The organism is Burkholderiales bacterium (assembly GCA_035543335.1).
Classification (GTDB): domain Bacteria; phylum Pseudomonadota; class Gammaproteobacteria; order Burkholderiales; family JAHFRG01; genus JAHFRG01.
Genome location: DASZZH010000036.1, coordinates 72,644 through 94,040 on the forward strand (window position 1 = coordinate 72,644; position 21,397 = coordinate 94,040).

17 protein-coding genes and 2 tRNA genes are annotated in these 21,397 nt (G+C 57.9%); 14 read left to right on the forward strand and 5 right to left on the reverse strand.

Annotation, left to right across the window (positions count from 1 at the left end):
• Nucleotides 1-7 precede the first annotated feature (7 nt).
• The 5 genes from lon to VHE58_09980 all read left to right on the forward strand — a co-directional run bounded on the left by lon (nucleotide 8) and on the right by VHE58_09980 (nucleotide 5,461).
• A complete protein-coding gene (lon, locus tag VHE58_09960) occupies nucleotides 8-2,413 on the forward strand; it encodes an endopeptidase La (protein HVS27598.1) in 2,406 nt (801 codons plus the stop codon).
• Between the two features lie 204 nt (nucleotides 2,414-2,617).
• Nucleotides 2,618-2,890, forward strand: coding sequence for an HU family DNA-binding protein (locus VHE58_09965; GenBank protein HVS27599.1), 273 nt, complete (start codon nucleotides 2,618-2,620; stop codon nucleotides 2,888-2,890).
• Nucleotides 2,891-2,974: 84 nt separating this feature from the next.
• Nucleotides 2,975-3,050 (forward strand) — tRNA-Val (locus VHE58_09970).
• Between the two features lie 364 nt (nucleotides 3,051-3,414).
• Nucleotides 3,415-3,491 (forward strand) — tRNA-Asp (locus VHE58_09975).
• Between the two features lie 89 nt (nucleotides 3,492-3,580).
• Entirely contained in the window at nucleotides 3,581-5,461 is a 1,881-nt protein-coding gene (locus VHE58_09980) for a SurA N-terminal domain-containing protein (protein HVS27600.1), read from the forward strand.
• Nucleotides 5,462-5,470: 9 nt separating this feature from the next.
• Here VHE58_09980 and fabI read toward each other — a convergent pair whose 3' ends face one another.
• The gene (gene fabI / locus VHE58_09985; protein HVS27601.1) at nucleotides 5,471-6,265 is read right to left on the reverse strand and encodes an enoyl-ACP reductase FabI; all 795 of its coding nucleotides are present in this window, start codon (nucleotides 6,263-6,265) and stop codon (nucleotides 5,471-5,473) included.
• Between the two features lie 97 nt (nucleotides 6,266-6,362).
• Here fabI and VHE58_09990 point away from each other — a divergent pair, with 97 nt between their 5' ends.
• From VHE58_09990 to VHE58_10005, 4 genes are all read left to right on the forward strand, one after another.
• Complete coding sequence (locus tag VHE58_09990; GenBank protein ID HVS27602.1) at nucleotides 6,363-8,669, forward strand: ABC transporter substrate-binding protein; 2,307 nt, start codon at nucleotides 6,363-6,365, stop codon at nucleotides 8,667-8,669.
• A 4-nt stretch (nucleotides 8,670-8,673) separates the two neighbouring features.
• Nucleotides 8,674-9,651 (forward strand): ABC transporter permease, encoded by a 978-nt coding sequence (locus VHE58_09995; protein HVS27603.1) that lies wholly within the window; start codon nucleotides 8,674-8,676, stop codon nucleotides 9,649-9,651.
• A 71-nt stretch (nucleotides 9,652-9,722) separates the two neighbouring features.
• Nucleotides 9,723-11,159 carry an ABC transporter permease gene (locus VHE58_10000; GenBank protein HVS27604.1) on the forward strand — a complete coding sequence of 479 codons (1,437 nt, stop codon included), beginning with the start codon at nucleotides 9,723-9,725 and terminating at the stop codon, nucleotides 11,157-11,159.
• Nucleotides 11,160-11,164: 5 nt separating this feature from the next.
• The gene (locus VHE58_10005) at nucleotides 11,165-13,174 is read left to right on the forward strand and encodes an ABC transporter ATP-binding protein (GenBank protein ID HVS27605.1); all 2,010 of its coding nucleotides are present in this window, start codon (nucleotides 11,165-11,167) and stop codon (nucleotides 13,172-13,174) included.
• A gap of 73 nt (nucleotides 13,175-13,247) precedes the next feature.
• Here VHE58_10005 and gloB read toward each other — a convergent pair whose 3' ends face one another.
• A complete protein-coding gene (gene gloB / locus VHE58_10010; GenBank protein HVS27606.1) occupies nucleotides 13,248-14,018 on the reverse strand; it encodes a hydroxyacylglutathione hydrolase in 771 nt (256 codons plus the stop codon).
• Nucleotides 14,019-14,040: 22 nt separating this feature from the next.
• On the opposite strand from gloB, the gene VHE58_10015 reads away from it, so the two are divergent.
• From VHE58_10015 to VHE58_10035, 5 genes are all read left to right on the forward strand, one after another.
• Nucleotides 14,041-14,802, forward strand: a complete 762-nt coding sequence (locus VHE58_10015; protein ID HVS27607.1) for a methyltransferase domain-containing protein — start codon at nucleotides 14,041-14,043, stop codon at nucleotides 14,800-14,802.
• Nucleotides 14,799-15,251 carry a ribonuclease HI gene (gene rnhA / locus VHE58_10020; protein ID HVS27608.1) on the forward strand — a complete coding sequence of 151 codons (453 nt, stop codon included), beginning with the start codon at nucleotides 14,799-14,801 and terminating at the stop codon, nucleotides 15,249-15,251. The genes VHE58_10015 and rnhA overlap by 4 nt, the downstream gene beginning before the upstream one ends.
• 3 nt (nucleotides 15,252-15,254) lie before the next feature.
• A complete protein-coding gene (dnaQ, locus tag VHE58_10025) occupies nucleotides 15,255-15,953 on the forward strand; it encodes a DNA polymerase III subunit epsilon (protein ID HVS27609.1) in 699 nt (232 codons plus the stop codon).
• A 163-nt stretch (nucleotides 15,954-16,116) separates the two neighbouring features.
• Nucleotides 16,117-16,701 (forward strand): carbonic anhydrase, encoded by a 585-nt coding sequence (locus VHE58_10030; protein HVS27610.1) that lies wholly within the window; start codon nucleotides 16,117-16,119, stop codon nucleotides 16,699-16,701.
• A complete protein-coding gene (locus VHE58_10035) occupies nucleotides 16,698-17,423 on the forward strand; it encodes a haloacid dehalogenase type II (protein ID HVS27611.1) in 726 nt (241 codons plus the stop codon). The genes VHE58_10030 and VHE58_10035 overlap by 4 nt, the downstream gene beginning before the upstream one ends.
• 13 nt (nucleotides 17,424-17,436) lie before the next feature.
• Here VHE58_10035 and VHE58_10040 read toward each other — a convergent pair whose 3' ends face one another.
• The 3 genes from VHE58_10040 to VHE58_10050 are packed head-to-tail and all read right to left on the reverse strand — an operon-like array spanning nucleotide 17,437 to nucleotide 20,116.
• On the reverse strand, nucleotides 17,437-18,717 hold the full coding sequence (locus tag VHE58_10040; GenBank protein HVS27612.1) for a glycosyltransferase family 87 protein: 1,281 nt from the start codon (nucleotides 18,715-18,717) through the stop codon (nucleotides 17,437-17,439).
• Nucleotides 18,718-18,719: 2 nt separating this feature from the next.
• Nucleotides 18,720-19,703 carry a glycosyltransferase family 2 protein gene (locus VHE58_10045; GenBank protein ID HVS27613.1) on the reverse strand — a complete coding sequence of 328 codons (984 nt, stop codon included), beginning with the start codon at nucleotides 19,701-19,703 and terminating at the stop codon, nucleotides 18,720-18,722.
• Nucleotides 19,700-20,116 (reverse strand): GtrA family protein, encoded by a 417-nt coding sequence (locus VHE58_10050; GenBank protein HVS27614.1) that lies wholly within the window; start codon nucleotides 20,114-20,116, stop codon nucleotides 19,700-19,702. Before VHE58_10050 ends, VHE58_10045 begins: the two co-directional genes overlap by 4 nt.
• Nucleotides 20,117-21,397 lie beyond the last annotated feature (1,281 nt).

Here is a 21,397-nt window from a genome sequence, read left to right on the forward strand (position 1 = left end):
CAACGACATGTCTGACCAACCGGTTAACGAACAACGAGCCCTGTACTCCTTGCTGCCGCTGCGCGACGTGGTGGTGTTCCCGCACATGGTCATCCCGCTGTTCGTGGGGCGTCCGAAATCCATCAAGGCACTGGAAGCGGCAATGGAAAGCGGCAAGAGCATCCTGCTGCTAGCGCAGAAATCCGCCGCCAAGGATGAGCCCACCCCGGAAGACATGTACCGGGTCGGCAGTGTCGCCAACATCCTGCAAATGCTGAAACTCCCCGACGGCACGGTGAAAGTGCTGGTCGAAGGCAGCCAGCGAGCCGTTATCAGCGAGGTGATTGACGCCAAGACCCATTACACGGCGCAGCCGGAGCTCCTGCCCGCCGACAGCGCTGAGGGCCACGAAATCGAGGCGATGCGGCGCGCCACGCTCAATCAGTTTGACCAATACGTCAAGCTCAACAAGAAAATCCCTCCGGAAATCCTCACTTCGCTTGCCGGAATCGACAGCGCGGGGCGCCTGGCGGATACCATCGCCGCGCATCTGCCGTTGAAACTGGAGCAAAAGCAGCAGGTGCTGGAAATGTTCGACGTGAAACAGCGGCTTGAGCACCTGTTGAGCCTGCTCGAGACCGAACTCGACATTTCGCAGGTGGAAAAGCGCATTCGCGGTCGCGTCAAGCGCCAGATGGAGAAAAGCCAGCGCGAGTATTACCTGAACGAGCAGGTGAAAGCCATTCAGAAGGAACTCGGAGAGATGGAAGAAGGCGCCGATCTGGATGAAGTCGAGAAAAAAATCAAGGCCGCGCACATGCCTAAGGAGGCGCGTCATAAAGCCGAGGCGGAGCTTAAGAAGCTCAAGCTGATGTCGCCGATGTCGGCGGAAGCCACCGTGGTGCGCAACTACATTGACGCCCTGATATCGCTGCCGTGGAAAAAAAGGAGCAAGATCAACACCGATCTCACAGAGGCGGAGAAAATCCTTAACGAAGACCACTACGGGCTGGAAAAGGTCAAGGAGCGCATCGTCGAATACCTGGCGGTGCAGCAGCGCGTGGACAAGGTAAAAGCGCCGATCCTGTGCCTGGTCGGCGCTCCCGGCGTCGGCAAGACCTCGCTTGGGCAGTCCATTGCCCGTGCCACCAACCGCAAGTTTGTGCGCATGTCGCTGGGCGGCGTGCGCGACGAAGCCGAAATCCGCGGCCACCGTCGCACTTACATCGGCTCGATGCCGGGCAAAGTCCTGCAGAACATGACCAAGGTGGGCGTGAAAAACCCCTTGTTCCTGTTCGATGAAGTGGACAAGATGGGCATGGATTTCCGCGGCGATCCGTCTTCGGCGCTCTTGGAAGTGCTGGACCCGGAGCAGAACCACACCTTCACCGACCATTACATCGAGGTGGAATACGATCTTTCCGATGTGATGTTTGTGGCGACGGCGAACACGCTCAACATCCCGCCGGCGCTTCTAGACCGCATGGAAGTGATACGGCTGTCCGGTTACACCGAAGACGAAAAAGTCCATATCGCGATGCGCCATCTGCTGCCGAAGCTGATGAAAAATCATGGACTGAAGGCGGAAGAGCTGGCGCTTTCGCAAAGCGCGGTGCGCGACATCATCCGCTACTACAGCCGCGAAGCCGGGGTGCGTGCGCTGGAACGCGAGATGTCGAAAATCTGCCGCAAAGTGGTCAAAACCATGCTGCTCAGGAAGGACCAAGGCAGGATTGCCGTAACCGCGAAAAACCTGGGCAAGTATCTGGGGGTGCGGCGTTACACCTATGGCATGGCCGAGAAAAACAACCAGGTGGGCCAGGCCACCGGCTTGGCGTGGACCGAAGTCGGGGGCGAGTTATTGACTATTGAAGCGGTGGTGCTGCCCGGCAAAGGCAAGATGATTACCACCGGCAAGCTCGGCGAAGTGATGCAGGAATCGGTGCAGGCGGCGCTGTCGGTGGTGCGTAGCCGTTCCCGCACGCTCGGCATTCCCGAGGATTTCTATCAGAAAAACGACGTGCATATCCATTTGCCCGAAGGGGCGACGCCCAAGGACGGGCCGAGCGCCGGCATCGGTGTTTGCACCGCGATGATTTCGGTATTGACCGGGATTCCGGTGAGGGCGGATGTGGCGATGACCGGCGAAATCACCTTGCGCGGCGAGGTGCTGCCGATCGGCGGCCTTAAGGAGAAACTCCTCGCGGCGCATCGCGGCGGCATCAAGACCGTATTGATACCGGAAGAGAACGTCAAGGATCTGGCTGAAATTCCGGAAAACATCAAGAACAAGCTCGACATCCACCCGGTGAGATGGATTGACCGGGTTCTGGAACTTGCCTTGGAACGCACACCCAAGCCGCTGCCTGAAGAGGTGACGCCGCTGCTGCCGGCAGTGGTGGAAAAGACCCCCGCTGCAGTGATCAAGCACTGAATCTGTCGTCGGCAGACGACATTCCTCGTCTGCCGACGCACGGATTCCAGTCGCGTTTCTTTTTTATTTTCCATTTGTGCGGTACTTGCTTGACACGCGCTTTTTTCGCTTGCTATAAAGCAAGTACAGGGTTTTAAGTTTAGTTGTCCCGCACTATTTCATTCATCAATTCCTGATAGCTCATCCAACGAAGGGGGATTTTTCGTGAACAAAACTGAAATCATTGACCATATCGCCAGGACAGCGGATATTTCCAAGGCCGCTGCCGGCCGCGCCATCGACGGCACGGTCGCGGCGATCAGAGAGGCATTGAAAAAAGGGGGAATGGTCACCCTGGCCGGCTTTGGCACTTTTTATGTGGGCAAGCGCGCCGCCCGCAACGGCCGCAACCCGCGCACCGGCGCCACCATCAAAATCAGAGCGGCCAAAGTTCCGAAATTCCGTGCTGGCAAAGCGCTGAAGGATGAAGTAAACTAGCGCCTTTTCAGTCAGGACATCGTCTTGAGTCCTGACTGAAAAAGGCTCGCGCTTAGGCAATCGAGAATACCTCGGCCGGGTTTAGGGTGCTTAGCTCAGTTGGTAGAGCGTCGCCCTTACAAGGCGAATGTCGGGAGTTCGACCCTCTCAGCACCCACCAGCGGAATTCAGGCAGGTTGAAGGAATCTCTGATTAAGTCCCGCATGGGCGCGACGGTTGGCTTTAAGGGCGGCAGGCGCGAAGCGAGGAGCGCCGTTTGGTGGATGCCAAACAAGCGACGAGCGACAACGCATGATGCCCTTAACGCCACGTCCCTGCGGGTTGCGTCGGAAAGCGGCGAGCTGGTCCGCGCAACCGCAATCCGGCGAGCCACGGCCCGCTCCGCTGCACAGCTTCGCAGGTGCGATGCTGCGCGGGCCCTCCTTGGCTTCGTAGTCCGAGCTACGACCTTCGTCGCGCGCCTTGCGCTCATCCGCTTTTCGACGCAACGCGCCTCATGTAGGATTTAATCAGAAGATTCCATGGGAGTGGTAGTTCAGTTGGTTAGAATACCGGCCTGTCACGCCGGGGGTCGCGGGTTCGAGTCCCGTCCACTCCGCCACCGATTGGCAGGGAACCTCATCAGAGATTCCCTAGAGGCGAACACCGGTTCGCCTTTTTTATATCTCGAGCTGGAACCTATTTCATAACATGTTTGATTTTTTTCTGCGCAACAAGAGAGTCGCCCAGATCGTCCTGGCTTTGATCTTCGTGCCATTTGCGCTGTTCGGCGTGGAACGCTATTTCAGCAGCATCGGCGGCGGAGATTACCTGGCCAAGGTCGGCAGCTATGAGATCAGCCCGCAGGAATTTACCCAGGCGCTGCGCGACGAGCAGGAAAAAATGCGCAGTCGAATGGGGAATCAGTTTAGTCCGGTGATTCTGGAAGACCCTGAAGTGCGCGCGGCGATTCTGGAGAACCTGATACGGCAGCACCTGCTGCTGTCCGAAGCCAGGCGTTCCGGGCTCACCGCCACCGATACACAACTGCAGAAAATCATCACTCAATTCCAGCCGTTCCAGGAAAACGGCAAGTTTTCCCGGGCGCGCTACGAAGCCTTGCTGCGCAACCAGAATCTCACGCCGGTCGGATTTGAAGCCCGGCTGCGTCAGGACATCGTGTTGCAGCAGTTCAACGATGCCTTCGAGACCGGCTTCCTGCCGCAAACGGTGGTCGAGCGGTTGATCCGCCTGAGCGAGCAGCAGCGTGAAGTCAGCCAATACCTGCTCTCACCCGACCAGTTTCTGTTGCAAATCAAGCTTCCCAACGATGCCGCCAGGAATTATTACGAAGCGCATCGCAATGAATTCCAGGTGCTGGAACAGGTGCGCGCCGATTTTGTGGTGCTCTCGGTGGACGGCCTCATGCCGCAGGTGCAGGTGAGCGCGGATGAGACCCGGAAATACTACAACGAGCACACTTCGCAATTCGAGACGCGGCAGGCGAGCCACATCCTCATTACCGTTCCGGCTAATGCTAGCCCCGAAGCCAAGGCCCAAGCCCGGGCCAAGGCCGAGCAGTTGTATCAGGAAGCGCGCAAGAATCCGGAAAAATTCGCCGAGCTCGCCAAGGCCAATTCGCAGGACCCAGGCTCGGCGGGCAAAGGCGGCGATTTGGGATTGATCCCGCGCGGTACCATGGTGAAGCCGTTTGAAGAGGCGGTGTTCCAGATGAAGGCAGGCGAAATTGCCGGCCCGGTGGAGACTCAGTTTGGCTATCACGTCATCAAGCTCAACGCCATCAAGCCCGTGCCGTTTGACGAGGCAAAAGTCCAGGTCGAGCGCGACTTGAAAAAACAGCAGGCAGAGAAAAAATTCAACGAGGTCGCCGAGAATTTCAGCAACATGGTGTATGAGCAGCCGGAAAGCCTCAAACTGGCGGCCGATGCGTTCAAGCTGCCCATTCAGCATGCGCCGTGGCTGTCGCGTGACGGCGACGGTGCGCCGGGACCTTTGGCCGGAGAGAAGATGCTGCAAGCGCTGTTTTCCGCGGATGCGCTCAAGAACAAGCGCAATACCGAGGCAATTGAGGTCGCTCCGAGCATCCTGGTGGCCGCGCATGTTGTTGAATACAAGCCGGCGAGCGTAAAGCCCCTGGACGAGGTCAAAGGCGATATCAACCGCCGCCTGCTGCTGGAAAAAGGATTCGAACTCGCGAAAAAGGACGGCATGGAGAAGCTGGCCAAGCTCAAGGAAGGCAAGGAAACGGGCATTTCCTGGAGCGCGCCGCGCATGGTGGCACGGCAGCATGCCTCGCCGGAGCTCGATGCCAACGCGCTGCGCGAAGTGTTCAAGGCTGATGCGGCCAAGCTTCCCGCTTACGCGGGCGTGGAACTCCCGCAAGGTTTCGCGCTGCTCAAAATCGGCCGGGTGGAGGAGGCGGGGCGGATAGATGAAGCCAAGCGCAAGAATTTTTCCGGCCAGCTGCAGCAGTTCATCGCGGAGGAGGAGTTATCCGCTTATCTGGCCAGCCTCAGGCAAAAAACGGAAGTGAAAATCAACCAGCAGGCGCTGGAGAAGAAAGAACGCTAAGAGCAGGATTCAGGAAAGTCCCGAGATGCCGCCAACGGTGGTGTTAAACCCCGCGTCCACGTAGGTGATTTCTCCGGTAATGCCGTTTGCCAGGTCGCTTATTAAAAACGCGGCGGCGTTGCCCACGTCCTCAATCGTCACATTGCGCCTGAGCGGCGCGTTCTCCGCAACGAAATTCAATAATTTTCCGAAGCCGCCGATGCCTGCTGCGGCCAGGGTCTTGATCGGGCCTGCTGAAATGGCGTTGACGCGGATGCCCTTCGGGCCCAGGCTGTGCGCCAGATAGCGCACATTGGCTTCCAGGCTCGCCTTCGCCAGACCCATGACATTATAATTGGGCAGGGCGCGTACCGCCCCCAGATAGGTGAGGGTGAGCAGCGCCGCTTTTCTTCCTTGCATCAGCGGCAAGCCGGCTTTGGCCAGCGCGGCAAAGCTGTAGGAGCTCACATCGTGGGCGATGTGAAATGCCTCGCGGGTGAGTCCCTCCAGAAAATCGCCGGCAAGCGCCTCACGCGGAGCGAATGCAATGGAATGCACAATACCGTCCAGCCCGTCCCAGTGCTTGCCGAGGCCGGCGAACAATTGCTGGATTTGCTGATCGTCGGCCACATCGCAGGGAAAGACCAGTTCGCTTTTAAATTCCTGCGTCGCCATTTCCGCCACGCGGGCTTGCACCCGCTCGCCCTGGTAAGTAAAAGCAAGCTGGGCGCCTTCGCGCTGCACCGCTTTGGCAATGCCATAGGCAATGGAACGATTGCTGAGCAATCCGGTAATCAGGATGCGTTTTCCGGCGAGAAATCCCATGATTGTTCCTTATGAAAGAAAATTATAACTTATCACATGTTCAGCGGGGGTTTTCCAGGGATGACGCAGTCAGGCGGTTTGTATACACTGTCGGGCGATGAATGGACATTTTATCCGCTGCATTTCCCTGGTTTTGCCCCTGTTTGCCGCAGGCTGCGGCGGCTCCACTTGGAACAATCCTTACCCCGCCGAAGACGGCGGCAAAAACATTCTCTACTCGGCCTTCACCGAGCGGCCCAAGCATCTCGACCCGGTGCAATCGTACAGCGAGAACGAAGCGGTATTCAATGCGCAAATCTACGAACCGCCGCTGCAATATCATTATCTCAAACGTCCCTACACCCTGGTGCCGTTAAGCGCGACGGAAATGCCGCATCCGCGGTATTTCGACAAGGAGGGGCGTCCCCTCCCCGACAATACCGACCCGAAACGCATCGCTTACAGCATTTACGACATTCACATCAAGCCGGGCATCCGTTATCAGCCGCATCCGGCATTCGCCGGGGATGCGAGCGGCAAGCTGATTTATCACAACCTGACCCCGGAGGCGCTGCAGAACATTTACGCGCTCTCCGATTTCAAGGAACGGGGCACGCGCGAACTCACCGCCGATGACTATGTTTACGAAATCAAGCGTCTCGCCCATCCGCGGCTGCATTTGCCGATTTTCGGCTTGATGAGCGATTACATCGCGGGCCTTAAGGAATACGCGGAGACGCTGAAAAAAGCCAACCAGGAATTGATTGCCAAAGAAGGCAAGGAGAGCTGGCTCGATGTGACGCGCTATCCCCTCGAAGGCGCGCAAGTTCTCGACCGTTATACCTACCGCATCAAGATCAAGGGCAAATACCCGCAGTTCGTTTATTGGCTGGCGATGCCGTTCTTCGCGCCGGTGCCGGTGGAAGTTGACCGCTTTTATTCGCAATCCGGCATGGCGGAAAAGAATCTCACGCTTGACTGGTATCCGGTCGGCAGTGGGCCCTATATGCTTACCGAAAATAATCCCAACAGCCGCATGGTGCTGGAGCGCAACCCCAATTTTCACGGCGAAACCTACCCTGCTGACGGCGAGTCCAATGATGTCAAGGAGGGTTTGCTGAAAGACGCAGGCAAGCCGCTGCCTTTCATAGACAGGGCGGTGTTCAGCCGGGAAAAAGAAAGCATTCCCTACTGGAACAAGTTTTTGCAGGGCTATTACGACGCTTCGGGCATCAGCTCCGACAGCTACGACCAGGCGGTGCAGGCCGGTCCGCAAGGCGAGGCGGTGGTGACTGAAAAAATGCGCGAAAAGGGCATACGCCTCGAAACCTCCGTCGCAACGTCCATCATCTACATGGGCTTCAACATGCTGGATCCGGTAGTCGGCGGCTACACCGAGCGGGCCAGGAAACTGCGGCAGGCGATTTCAATCGCCGTGGATTACGAGGAATACATTTCGATTTTCGCCAACGGCCGCGGCATTCCGGCGCAGGGGCCGGTTGCGCCTGGGATTTGGGGCTTCAGGGACGGAAGAGAAGGCGTCAATCCGGTGGTCTACGACTGGATTGATGGCGAGCCGCGCCGCAAGCAGATTGAAGCGGCAAAAAAACTGCTGGCCGAGGCGGGTTATCCCGAGGGACGCGACGTCAAAAGTGGCGAGCCGCTGCTTTTGAATTTCGATGTGACGGCGCGCGGGCCGGACGACAAGGCGCGGCTCGACTGGCTGCGCAAGCAGTTCGCCAAGCTCAATTTGCAGCTGGTGGTGCGTGCCACCGACTACAACCGCTTCCAGGAAAAAATCCGCAAGGGCGACGCGCAGATTTTCTACTGGGGTTGGAACGCCGATTATCCCGATCCGGAAAATTTCCTGTTCCTGCTCGCCGGGCCGCAGGGCAAGGTCAAGTTTGGCGGCGAGAACGCCGCCAACTACGACAACCTCGAATACAACGAGCTGTTCGAGCAGATGAAGAACATGGAAAATGGCCCGAAGCGCCAGGCGATTATTGACAGGATGATAACCATCGCGCGCAACGACGCGCCCTGGCTGTGGGGCTTTCATCCCAAGGATTTTTCGTTGCTGCACGGCTGGATGAACAACGTCAAGCCCAACCAGATGGCGCGCAACAATCTCAAGTACGAGCGCATCGATGCGGGCTTGCGCGTGGAGAAACGCCGCGAATGGAACCGGCCGGTGCTATGGCCGGTGCTGCTGATTGTGGCGGTCATTGCAGTGAGCGCCGTCCCGGCGGTGCGTACCTACCGGCGCAAAGAACGGATGGCGGCGGGCCCCGATCCGGAAACAGCATCGAATGACCCCTTTCCCGCGCCCTCATCCAATCCTTCTCCCGGAGGGAGAAGGGACAAACGTTCTCTCTCCCGCCGGGAGAGAGATAGAGTGAGGGATCCCGGGAGAGGGACGGGGTGAGGGCATGATCAGCTACATCATCCGCCGCATCGCCTACGCCGTTCCGATCCTGATCGGGGTGAACATCATTACTTTCACTCTTTTTTTCGTGGTCAACACGCCCGACGACATCGCGCGCATGCAGCTTGGGGTGAAGCGCGTCACGCCCGAAGCGATTGCCAAGTGGAAACAGGACCACGGCTATGACCAGCCGCTCTTGTTTAATTCAGGCGCGGAAGGTACGAGTAAGCTGGCCAAGACCATCTTTTATGAAAAATCGGTGCGGATGTTCGTGTTCGATTTTGGCCCGGCCGACGATGGGCGCGACATCGCGCATGAAATCAAGACGCGCATGGGCCCCAGTCTCGCCATAGCCGTACCGGTGTTTCTGGTCGGGCTCATGATCAATATCACGTTTGCGTTGCTGATTGCGTTTTTCCGCGCCACCTACATTGATTTCTGGGGCGTGGTGCTGTGCGTGGCGATGATGTCGATTTCGGGGCTGTTCTACATCATCGGCGGCCAGTATCTGGTGAGCAAATTGTGGAACCTGGTGCCGATATCGGGATTTGCCTATGGTTTTGACTCGATCAAATTCGTCGTCCTGCCGGTGGTGGTGGGGGTCATCAGCGGCGTCGGCAGCGGCACGCGCTGGTACCGCACCATTTTCCTCGAGGAAATCAACCGCGATTACGTGCGCACCGCGCGCGCCAAGGGCTTGTCGGAATTACGCGTGCTGTTCAAGCATGTTTTGAAAAACGCACTGATACCTATTTTGACTGGAGCCGTGGTGGTGATCCCGCTCCTGTTCATGGGCAGTCTGATCACGGAATCCTTCTTCGGCATTCCGGGGCTGGGCAGCTACACCATTGATGCCATCAGCTCGCAGGATTTCGCGGTGGTGCGCGCCATGGTGTTCATCGGCTCGGTGTTTTACATCGTCGGACTGATTCTTACCGACATTTCCTACACCTTGGTGGACCCGCGGATAAGGCTGGAGTGAGGGCGTGAATGAGGTGAATGAAGTGAAGAGGTGAAGAGGTGAAGAGGTGAAGAGGTGAAGAGGGAAAGACGATGTTGTTTAAGCTTACGCCTTTATGGACTGACTGGCTGATTTACCTGCTGCTGGCCCTCATCGCCCTGTTTGTCTGGCAGGTGCGGGGAAGGCCGCATCTGGCCGCGCCGTGGCGGAGGGTGGCGCAAAGCAAAAGCGGCATGGTGGCGGCTACCATGATGGCCGTCTATCTCATAGTGGGTCTGTTTGACTCGGTGCATTTCCGCCTGCCGCTGGAAAATAGCAATGGAGACGGGAAGCGTGTTTATTCAGTGGAAGCCTTGAGCGTATTTGATGCGCTGGTCACCTCGCTTCGGACCAACAAGGAAAAAACCTATTCGGCACCGATGGCGACGCATCTCTTCGCCAAGGAAGTGATGCAACTGCCGGATGGCAGGGAAGTGAGGGATTATCCGCGGCTGAAATACGGCGGCGCGCATTTGCATGATCCCGACAAGGAACAGACTCTAAATGTAACATGGCGCATTTTGGTGGGCGTGATTCTCGCCGTGTCGTGCTGGCTGCTGGGCGCCGCGCTTCTGGTTTGGCTGCTGGCCCGGCGCGCGCGCAATTCTTTACGCGCAACGGCGATGGCCTTATGGCGCGGCCAAAGTGAAATTCCCTGGAATGCCGTCCTGATTACGCTGGGCGCGCTGCTGCTGATGGTTTTTCCGCTGGGGCTGCTGTGCACCCATTATCACGTGCTGGGAACCGACAAAGTGGGGCAGGATGTGCTCTATCTTTCGCTCAAGAGCATACGCACCGGTCTGGTGATAGGCACGCTGGCCACGCTGGTGATGCTGCCGTTCGCGCTGGCGATGGGCATCATGGCGGGGTATTTCAGGGGCTGGGTGGATGACGTGATTCAATACATTTACACCACCCTGAGCTCGATTCCCGATGTACTGCTGATTGCGGCGGCGGTGCTGGCCATGCAGGTATTCATGGACACGCATCCGCAGCTTTTCCCCACCATCACCGAGCGCGCCGATTTCCGCTTGCTGTTTTTGTGCATCATCCTGGGCGTGACCAGCTGGACCAGCTTGTGCCGCCTATTGCGCGGTGAAGCGCTGAAATTACGCGAGCTGGAATATATCCAGGCGGCACATGCTTTTGGGGTCTCCCATTTGCGCGTCATGACCCGGCATATTTTGCCCAATGTCATGCACATCGTGCTGATTACCGTGGTGCTGGGCTTCAGCGGACTGGTGCTGGCGGAAGCGGTGCTGTCTTATGTGGGCGTGGGCGTCGATCCCTCGATGATCAGTTTCGGCAACATGATTAACGGCGCGCGGCTGGAAATGGCGCGCGAGCCGATAGTCTGGTGGTCGCTGTTCGCCGCGTTCGTGTTCATGTTCGTGCTGGTGCTCGCCGCCAATCTTTTTGCCGACGCGGTGCGCGATGCGTTTGATCCGCGGGTGCGGGTCAATACCGGCACCGCGCCGCAAAAAGCTTGAATCGCATGCAAGCATTGCTGCAAATCAAGAACCTCAAGACCTGGCTAGATAACGCCGGAGCGCCGGCGCGCGCGGTGGACGGGGTTTCGCTGACGCTGGAGCGGGGCGAAACTTTTGCGCTTCTCGGCGAATCCGGCTGCGGCAAGTCCATGACCGCGCTTTCGATCATGCGCCTGTTGCCCGATGTCGGAAGAATCGTTTCCGGCGAAGTGCTGCTGGAGGGACAAAATCTGCTGGCGCTGCCGGAAGCCGCCATGCGCATGGTGCGCGGCCGGCGCGTGGCCATGATATTCCAGGAGCCGAGCTTGAGCTTGAATCCGGTGATTACGGTGGGCGAGCAGATTGCCGAAGTGCTGGAGCGGCACCAGGGCATGAGCGGCGCTCAAGCGAAAAAACGCATCCTCGAGCTTCTCGACGCGGTGGGGATACCCGATAGCTCGCGGCGCTATCGTGAATATCCGTTCCAGCTCTCCGGCGGCATGAAGCAGCGGGTGATGATTGCGATTGCATTGGCGGGAGAACCGGATTTGCTGATAGCCGATGAGCCGACCACGGCGCTGGATGTCACGATTCAGGCGCAGGTGCTCGACCTCATCCGCGATTTGCAAAAGCGCACCGGCATGGCGATTCTGCTGATTACGCATGATCTGGGCGTGGTTTCCGAAATGGCGCACAAGGTGGCGGTAATGTACGCCGGCCAAATCGTGGAGACCGCGCAGGCCCGGGAGTTTTTTGCCAATCCCGCGCATCCTTATTCGCGCAAGCTGTTTGCCTCGCTTCCTAATACCAACAAGCGCGCCGGGAAACTTGAAATTATTAAAGGCACGGTGCCGCCGCTGACCCGCGATTTTCAAGGCTGCCGTTTCGCCGAGCGCTGCGATTTTGCCTGGGACAAATGCAGGAAAATTGATCCCGGTTGGAGCGAAGCGGCTCATGACCATACTGTGCGCTGCCATCTTTATTCCGAAGGAAAGGCCGTAAAAGTTGAAGACGTTGCACCTGCTGCGGATAACAAAAAGACGCAAACGAATGAACATACCGCCGATTTACTGGATGTTTCAGGTCTCAAGGTGTATTTTCCGGTGCACAAAGGTTTATTCAAGCGCGTGGCCGGGTATGTCAAGGCGGTGGATGGCGTTACGCTGGAAATTAAAAAAGGCCGCACTCTCGCTTTGGTGGGGGAATCGGGTTGCGGCAAGACCACGGTGGGCAAGGGCATCCTGCAATTGGTGCCGGTGACTTCGGGCAGCGTGCGTTACAACGGAAGCGACCTCACTCAACTTTCGCGCAGCGATTTGCGTTCAAGACGTTCCGAGTTTCAGATTATATTCCAGGACCCGTATTCCTCGCTTAATCCGCGCATGCGGGTTTCCGAAATCATCGAGGAAGGGATGACCGCGTTGGGAATCGCCGCCGGCGCCGAAGAACGCGCAAAACGCGGAGATGTTTTGCTGGAGCAGGTGGGCTTGTCGCCGGAAATGAAGAGCCGCTACCCGCATGAATTTTCTGGCGGGCAGCGCCAGCGCATTGCGGTTGCCCGCGCGCTGGCGGTGAATCCGAAGCTGATAATTTGCGACGAGCCGACCAGTGCCCTGGATGTCTCGGTGCAGGCGCAGATTCTGAATTTGCTGAAGGAGCTGCAGGACCGGCTGGGACTCGCATACCTTTTCATCACTCACAATATCTCGGTGGTGGAATACTTGGCGCACGAAGTGGCGGTAATGTATCTGGGAAGGATTGTGGAAACCGGTACAGTGGAGGAAGTATTAAACAACCCGAAACATCCATACACCCGCGCATTGCTGTCAGCGGTGCCGGTGATTGATAAGAGCAGCAAAAGGGAAATTATCCGCCTAAAAGGCGATTTGCCTTCACCCCTGAATCCGCCGTCCGGATGTCACTTCCATCCGCGCTGCCCCGACGTCATGCCCGTATGCAAGCTGAATTATCCCGGAGACAGCCGTTTCAGCAGCACGCATTCCGCGCGCTGTCATCTCTACCCAACGGGAAACTGACCGGCATTGCACAACGAAATTGCTTTGCGGAGTTTATCCTGAGCTTGTCGAAAGGCTCGCAATGACCGGTGGGCTAGAACCTGTTTTTCCACTCGCGTACCGCTGCAAACACGCTCACCGGGTCGCTGAGCGTCTTGCCTGCCGCTTTGGTTGCGGTTTTAATGATTTGCGGATGGCTACAGCGCAGGAAAGGATTAGTGGCTTTTTCCAGCCGGATGTCGGAAGGCACGGTGGGCAGGCCTTGCTCGCGCAGCGTGCGTGCCCGGGTTTCGCGTTCAATCAGCGCGGGGTTATCGGGATCGGCGGCTTTGGCGAAGCGGATGTTGGCAAGCGTGTATTCGTGGCCGCAGTAAACCAGGGTTTCATCCGGCAAAGCGGCAAGCTTTTGCAAGGAGTCATGCATTTGCCGCGCGGTGCCCTCGAACAATTTGCCGCAGCCGCACGCAAAAAGCGTGTCGCCACAAAACAGCAGGTTTGCGCCATAATAGGCGATGTGGCCGGCGGTGTGTCCCGGAATATCGAGCACGGTGAATTCCAGGCCAAGCTGCGGCAGCGTCACCCGGTCGCCTTCGACGAGCCGATGGGTGAGGGTGGAAATGGGTTCATGGCGCGGGCCGTAGACCGGGACCCGGAAACGCTGGAGCAGGCCGCTGTTGCCGCCGACGTGGTCGGCATGATGATGCGTGCAGAGAATCGAGACCAGCTCGAGCTTTTCGCGCTCCAGGTAAGCGAGCGCCGGCGTTGCGTCGCCGGCATCGACGACGGCGGCGCAGTGTTGGTTGCGGATGACCCAGATATAATTATCCCGGAACGCGGGTACCGGGACCACGGTTACGTTGTGCATGCTGTATCTTTACTTTCAGTAAATGCAAAAGTCAACGAATCTTTCGGACTGGTTTGAAACGCCTCTCGGGCAATACCTGCTTGAGCAGGAGTGGGCTTATTTCGACAAGACGGTGGCGGATGTGTTCGGTTTCAACGCCGTGCAACTGGGGCTGGCGCACCACGATTTTCTGCGCATGAGCCGCATTCCGCTGCGCGTAAGCGCGGGACCGGACATTGAGGCCAGGGTGAAGCTCGATTTCCCGCTGCTGCCGTTCGCCACCAACAGCATCGATTTGCTGCTGTTGCCGCATGTGCTGGAATTCAGCGATAACCCGCATCAGATTTTGCGCGAAGCGGAGCGCGTGCTGATGCCCGAGGGGCAGTTAATTATCTGCGGCTTCAATCCACGCAGCCTGTGGGGTCTGGCGCGACGGTTTCGACGAAGCAGCGGCGAGTATCCGTGGCGTGGGCGTTTCATCTCGCTGCCGCGGGTCAAGGATTGGCTGGCGCTGCTCGGCTTTGAAATGACGGCGGGGCGGCTGGGCTGTTATGTGCCGCCGTTCAAGCAGGAAAAATGGCTGCGGCGCTTCCGTTTACTCGAAGCGGCGGGCGACCGCTGGTGGGCGATTGCCGGCGGCATTTATTTCCTGCAGGCCATCAAGCGCGTGCAGGGCCTGCGGCTGCTCAAGCCCAGCTGGAACGAAGCATTGAAACCAAAGAAAAGCCTGGCTCCGGTGCGCCGCGAGTCCAAGGCGAAAGTCCTGCCGTTCAAGGCGCGTAGCCCAAGCCCTCATATGAAATGACTGAGACCGTCGAAATCTACACCGACGGCGCGTGCAAGGGAAATCCCGGTGTAGGGGGTTGGGGCGTGCTGCTCAAATACTCCGGCCATGTCAAGGAACTCTTCGGGGGCGAGGCGCAGACCACCAATAATCGCATGGAATTGACCGCGGTCATCGAAGCGCTTTCCGCGCTCAAACGTCCCTGCAAAGTGAAGCTGCACACCGACTCGCGCTATGTGCAGCAGGGCATCAGCGAATGGATACACGACTGGAAAAAACGTAGCTGGCGCAGCGCCGACAAGAAACCTTTAAAGAATAGCGATTTGTGGAAACGTCTGGACGAACTTGCCGCAGGACACCAGATCGAATGGATTTGGGTGCAGGGCCACAGCGGTGATGAAGGCAATGAGCATGCCGACAGCCTGGCGAACCGCGGGGTCGAATCAATGCAATTAAAGCGTGAGGAGTAAGGAGTGACGCGGCAAATCATACTCGATACCGAAACCACCGGCCTGGAGCCCAACCTCGGGCACCGCGTGGTTGAGCTGGCCGCGGTGGAGCTGCTGAACCGCAGGCTCACCGGGAACCGTTTCCACAGCTATCTCAATCCCGAACGCGACAGTGACGCGGCGGCGCTGCAGATTCACGGCTTAACGCGCGAATTTCTGCAGGACAAGCGCAGGTTCAAGGACATTGTCAACGAATTCCTCGAGTACATCAGCGGCGCCGAGCTGATTATCCACAATGCGGCTTTTGACGAGGCGTTTCTCGATTACGAGCTGGGACTGTTGGGCTTCAAGCGGCTCAAGGAATACTGCGCCGGCATCGTGGATACGCTGAAGATGGCGAAGGAGCTGCATCCGGGAAAGAAAAACAGCCTCGATGCCTTGTGCGAGCGCTATGAGGTGGACAATTCCAAGCGCACGCTGCACGGCGCGCTGCTCGATACGGAGCTGCTGGCCGACGTGTATGTGGCGATGACGCGCGGCCAGGAAAGCCTGATGATAGATGAAGAGGATGGCGCGTTACCATGTGCCGAAGTTGCGCGCGCCATCAAACGCGATTTGTTGATAATCGCCGCTTCGCCGGAGGAGCTGCGGGCCCACGCGCAGCAGTTGCAGGAAATCGATCAGGCGAGCGGCGGCCGTTGCCTGTGGAGCAAGATTAATTAAGCCGGCTCGGCAGCCGGCCGCGCCGGTCTAATAGTGATACGCGTGAACGGACAACAGGGTACGCGGGATGGGCGTGGCCATACCCGAGATTGGCGGCACTTGCCCCGGACGTCAATCAGCTCATCAACAAGTTTAGCAACGCTGACATTATTGGAGGCGCCTCATGAGTAAAATCCTGAAGGAAGTGCTTGATGCAAACAAGGAATACGCCAAAAACTTCGGCGACAAGGGAAAACTCCCGATGCCGCCAGCGCGGCATTTCGCCGTTCTCACCTGCATGGACGCGCGCCTGCAGCCTTCCAGGTTCGCGGGGCTGGCGGAGGGCGACGCCCACGTGATACGCAACGCCGGCGGGCGCGCGAGCGACGATGCGATCCGCTCGCTGGTGATTTCGTACAAGCTGCTCGGCACCCGCGAATGGTTCGTGATACACCACACCGATTGCGGCATGGAAACCTTTACCGATGAAGTGATGCGAGGGCTGTTGGCAAGCAGCCTGAAAACCGCTTCACTCACGAAAGACGGCTGGCGTGATAGTGGCAAGGGGCCGGGTTCGATGGAAGGGCAGTTCATAGACTGGCTTAGCATCAAGGATCAGCCAAAGAGCGTGTGCGCCGATGTGGCGCGCATCAGGAATCATCCGCTGGTGCCGCGCGACATTCCCATTTACGGGTATATCTACGAGGTGAAAACCGGGCGCCTGACCGAAGTGCCCGAAGCCACTGTCATCGGCAAGGCTGCTGCTTGAATGACACTGGACGCCCCGTCTCAATCAAAGCGCTTACCTTTGATGTTTTTGGCACGGTGGTGGATTGGCGCGGCTCCGTCATCCGCGAGGGCCGGCGGCTTGGGCTGGCCAAAGACATTAAGCTCGACTGGCAGCGCTTCGCCGATGCCTGGCGCGCCGGCTACGCGCCGGCGATGGATCAAGTGCGCCGTGGTGAACTGCCCTGGACCAATGTTGACGCGCTGCATCGCCTGGTGCTGGATCGCCTGCTCGACGAATTCGGCGTGAGCAGATTAACCGATGCGGAGAAAGACCATTTCAACCGTGCGTGGCACCGGCTCAAGCCCTGGCCTGATGCGGTTCGCGGATTGAAAAGATTGCGCAAGAAATTCACTCTCGCCACGCTTTCCAACGGCAACATCGCTTTGTTGACTAATATGGCAAAGTACGCCGGCCTGCCTTGGGACTGCATCTTGTCTGCGGAATTGGCCCGGCATTACAAGCCGGACCGGCAAGTTTATTTAATGGCGGCAAATCTTTTGGCCCTGCAGCCGGGGGAAATAATGATGGTGGCAGCGCACAAATACGATTTGCTTGCGGCAAAAAGCCTGGGCTTCAAAACCGCCTGGGTGCAGCGGCCGCTTGAGTTCGGGCGCGGGTGCGCTTTCGATTCAACTCCCGATGCGGCATTCGATATCACCGCGACGGATTTTAACGATCTGGCTGTCCAGCTCGGCGTCTGAGGCGAGTGTTGCTTTAACTTGGGCGCAGGCAGGCCGCGGCGCGGAAAATGGCGGCGGAAAGCAGCAGCACGCCCAAAGCCAGGCATCCGGAAGCGGCGAGCAGCCGCGACAGAAATTCCCCGCAAAAAACCGCGCTGGAGAGTGTGAGCAAGGCCATTGAAGCCGGGACCAGGCTGCGGAACATCTTGTCTTCGAGCTTTTCGTCATACCAAAGGTGCATCACATAAAGATACGCGGGCAGCAGCAGCACCAGGTAATGCTTTTGCATCACCGTCGCAAACAGCGGCATCAGGCTGAACGTCAGCGCGATGCCGCCCCATTGCAAAACGAGCGCGCCGTGCTTGCGGTATTTGTAGGCATACCAGGCCGGGGTTCCTGCGATCAGGATGACGATGAGGCGCCCGATGAGGTGCAAAGTTTCCACCGGCACGGCAAAAAGGGTGAGGGAGTAGAGCTTGCCGTTGAATTCAAATGCCGCCGTGTCGCTGAAGAAGCGGTAAAGCTGCGCTTGCAGAGATAGATTAACGTGTAGCGGCCATTTGGTATTGCGCAAGTCGTCGTAGAGTACGATGTTGCGTACCCAGTAATCCAGAAATTCCAGGTTCTTGCCGAAGCCCAGCAGCAGCGCCGGCAGCAGCAGCCCAATGATAAGACCCGCGACTATGCCCAGCGTGACCCGCAGATTGCGCCTGGCGAGAAACCAGACGGCCAGGGGAAGCGAAATCACTTTAATCGCGATGGAGAGGCCAATTGCCGCGCCGCCGGCAACCGGTTTTTCTTTTTTCCAATAAACCAGCCCGAGAAGCGCCAACGCTAGCATCGCGATGTTGGATTGCCCGTATGAGAGGTGGTTGAAAATGAAGCGGGCCGTGGGCAGCAGCGAAAAAAAGCAGATGACCCAGCGGGTTTTGGCCGGGACCTCGAAAAACGGCGTGCCACTGATGAGTTCGTAAAACGTTTTCATAATCCAGCCGGTCAACAGCACATTCAGCACACACCACAGAACGACGACGGCATTGATTGGGATAAACGTGAAAGGAATAAAAAGAAAAGCGAGGAGCGGCGGGTAGAGATAATAATAGACGCCGGCCGGAATCGAAGTGAGGTAAGGATTATTCCCCGCCAGCAGCAGCTTGGCGGCGTGCAGGTAAACCTCGAGGTCCACCTTGGCAATCGGGTTTTTAATCAGCTTGGCGCAGGCGAGGTAGATAACGGCAAGCACCGCGATTGCCGCCAGTACACGATAGAACTTGACCAGTTTTTCGAATGGCGGGACGCGGAAGCGCTCGGGCATTTTTATTGGAAGAGCGGGTCGGGGCGGGTGGTGGAAGTCCCGGCGGGTGAATAATCCTTGACGATGTAAAGCGGCCGGCGCTTGGTTTCGTTGAACATCCGTCCCAAATACTCTCCGATAATTCCGATGGTGAACAACTGCACCCCGCCGAGAAACAAAATCACCACCATCAGTGAAGGGTAGCCGCGCACCGGTTCGCCGAACGCCAGCGTTTTGTAGATGATGACGGCGGCGAAAACAAATGCCGCGAGGGAGGTAACCAAGCCGATGTAGGTCGCGAATTTCAGCGGCGCGGTGCTGAACGAGGTAATCCCCTCTAGTGCGAAGTTCCACAACCGCCAGTAATTCCATTTGCTCTCGCCGGCGGCGCGCGGTTCGCGCTGGTAAGGCACGGCTTTTTGCGGGTAGCCGATCCAGGCAAACAGTCCCTTCATGAAGCGGTGCTGCTCGCGCAATCGCCTCAGCGAATTGACGGCGCGGCGGCTGAGCAGCCGGAAGTCGCCTGTGTCCTCCGGGATTTTGACTTTGCTCATCCGCTGCATCAGGCGGTAAAAAGCGTAAGCAGTGGCTTTTTTCAGCGCGCTTTCGCCTTCGCGAACCACGCGCTGGGCGTATACCACGTCGCAGCCTTCATGGTAATAGCGGATGAATTCAGGAATCAGCTCCGGCGGGTCCTGCAAATCGGCGTCAATCACCACCACGGCATCTCCGGACGCATGATCGAGGCCGGCGGTCAGCGCGATTTCCTTGCCGAAGTTGCGGCTCAAATCCACGATGGCCATGCGCTCGTCGTTTTTCTTTAATTGGTTCAGCGCGTCCAGCGTACCGTCGCTGCTGCCGTCATTGACGTAAATGACCTCGGCGGGCGCGGAAATTTTTGCCAGCACCGCGGAAAGGCGCGAGTGAAACTGCGGCAGCACGGCCTCCTCGTTGTAAGCCGGCACCACGACTGAAAGCAGCCCGATTGGAGTTGCGCTTGCGGTCATGTTTTTTCCCTGAACGTCCAAAACTTGTTGCCGGCGAAATTCCAGATCAGCACCATACCGGTTGCCGCGAGCTGTACCAGGAAATAGTGTAAACCCAGTGTCTCAACGCCCACCAACATGATGAGCGTATTAAGGCAAAGGCCAACCAGCGCTACGCCAAAGAATTTAAGCAGCGCCTGCCGGTGCGGGAGCGCGCTGTTGAAGATATAACGGCGGCTCAAGGCGTAGTTCACCAGTGCGCCGCAGACGAAGCCAAGAAACGAAGCCGCAACCGCGTTTATTCCCGCGATCTCGACCAGGCCAAGTAAAACCAGGTAATGCGCGGTCGTGCCAAAGATACCCGCGCCGGCAAAGCGCAAGAACTGGCTCGGCCAGGCAATTTGCGGGCGGCTCTCCGGCAAGGGTTGCTGCACCTATTCCTCCCCGAAATCCAATGAAGCGCGAATCGCAACTAACTGGATTGCTATTTCACCAGCATCTAAGGAACCTCTGATTAAGTCCCGCATGGGCGCGACGGTTGGCTTTAAGGGCGGCAGGCGCGAAGCGAGGAGCACCGTTTGGTGGATGCCAAACAAGCGACGAGCGACAACGCATGATGCCCTTAATGCCCCGTCCCCGTGGGTTGCGGCGAAAAGCGGCGCGCGCTTCGTGCTCGCCGAAGCCTGGAGGTGCGACCGCGAAGGCGAGCGCTGGTCCGCGCAACCGCAATCCGGCGAACCACGGCCCGCTCCGCTGCACAGCTTCGCAGGTGCGACGCTGCGCGGGCCCTCCTTGGCTTCGTAGTCCGAGCTACGACCTTCGTCGCGCGCCTTGCGCTCATCCGCTTTTCGACGCAACGCGCCTCATGTAGGATTTAATCAGAGGTTCCCTAAATTGTCCAACAGCAAGCAGGGAGTGGGGGAGAGGGTGGGTGATACTAGGTCAGTGGCAAAGTCGGGGTCAGGTCCTGGAACCTATTTGATATCGGGCTGTCGCAGTTCTAGTAGCGACCATGTCCTTATCTTCCGTGGAGAGGAGGCGATCATGCCTTACCACAGATCAGGGGAATTGCTATGCGAATAATCGGTCAAAACTCTATTGCCAAATGGGCGCAAGGCGATGTTTACGAAAACCCCAGGTAATCTTACCGGCATAGCGCTCGCCACGGCGGCGGCAGGCATGTTTGCTAGCGCCGACGTCAGCGCGGCGGGTGGGCACTCTGTAGCGAATTCCCACAGCTTAAACTCCTGCAGAGGGCATGGTTTTGTCGGTCACAGCGCTTGTCGCACCGTAGTCAACTCGTGCCGTGGTCGTTTCAACTCGTGCCGCACCCATTTCATTTCTTGCCACGCCTTCCACCGGCATTTTCGATCTAACGTTGTTATTATAGGTGCTCCGGTTTTTGTGCCTTTTTATTACCCTACTCCCTACTATTACTATCCGCCGGTTGCCGCGATGCCGTACTCATCGCCGGATTACATTGAACAGGGGGGTGGCGGGCAGGCACCCGCGCAGTCTCAGGCATATTGGTATTACTGCGCCGACGCGAATGCCTATTACCCCTACGTCCAGGAATGTCCGGGAGGTTGGCAGCAGGTAGTGCCGCAACCGCCCGCACCTAATTAGTCCGGTCTCTTTACCCAAGGGCTTACGCCTAGGGACGCTAATTTACCCCGTTACCTTTAAAATACTCCCGGCCCCTAATACCGGTTGGA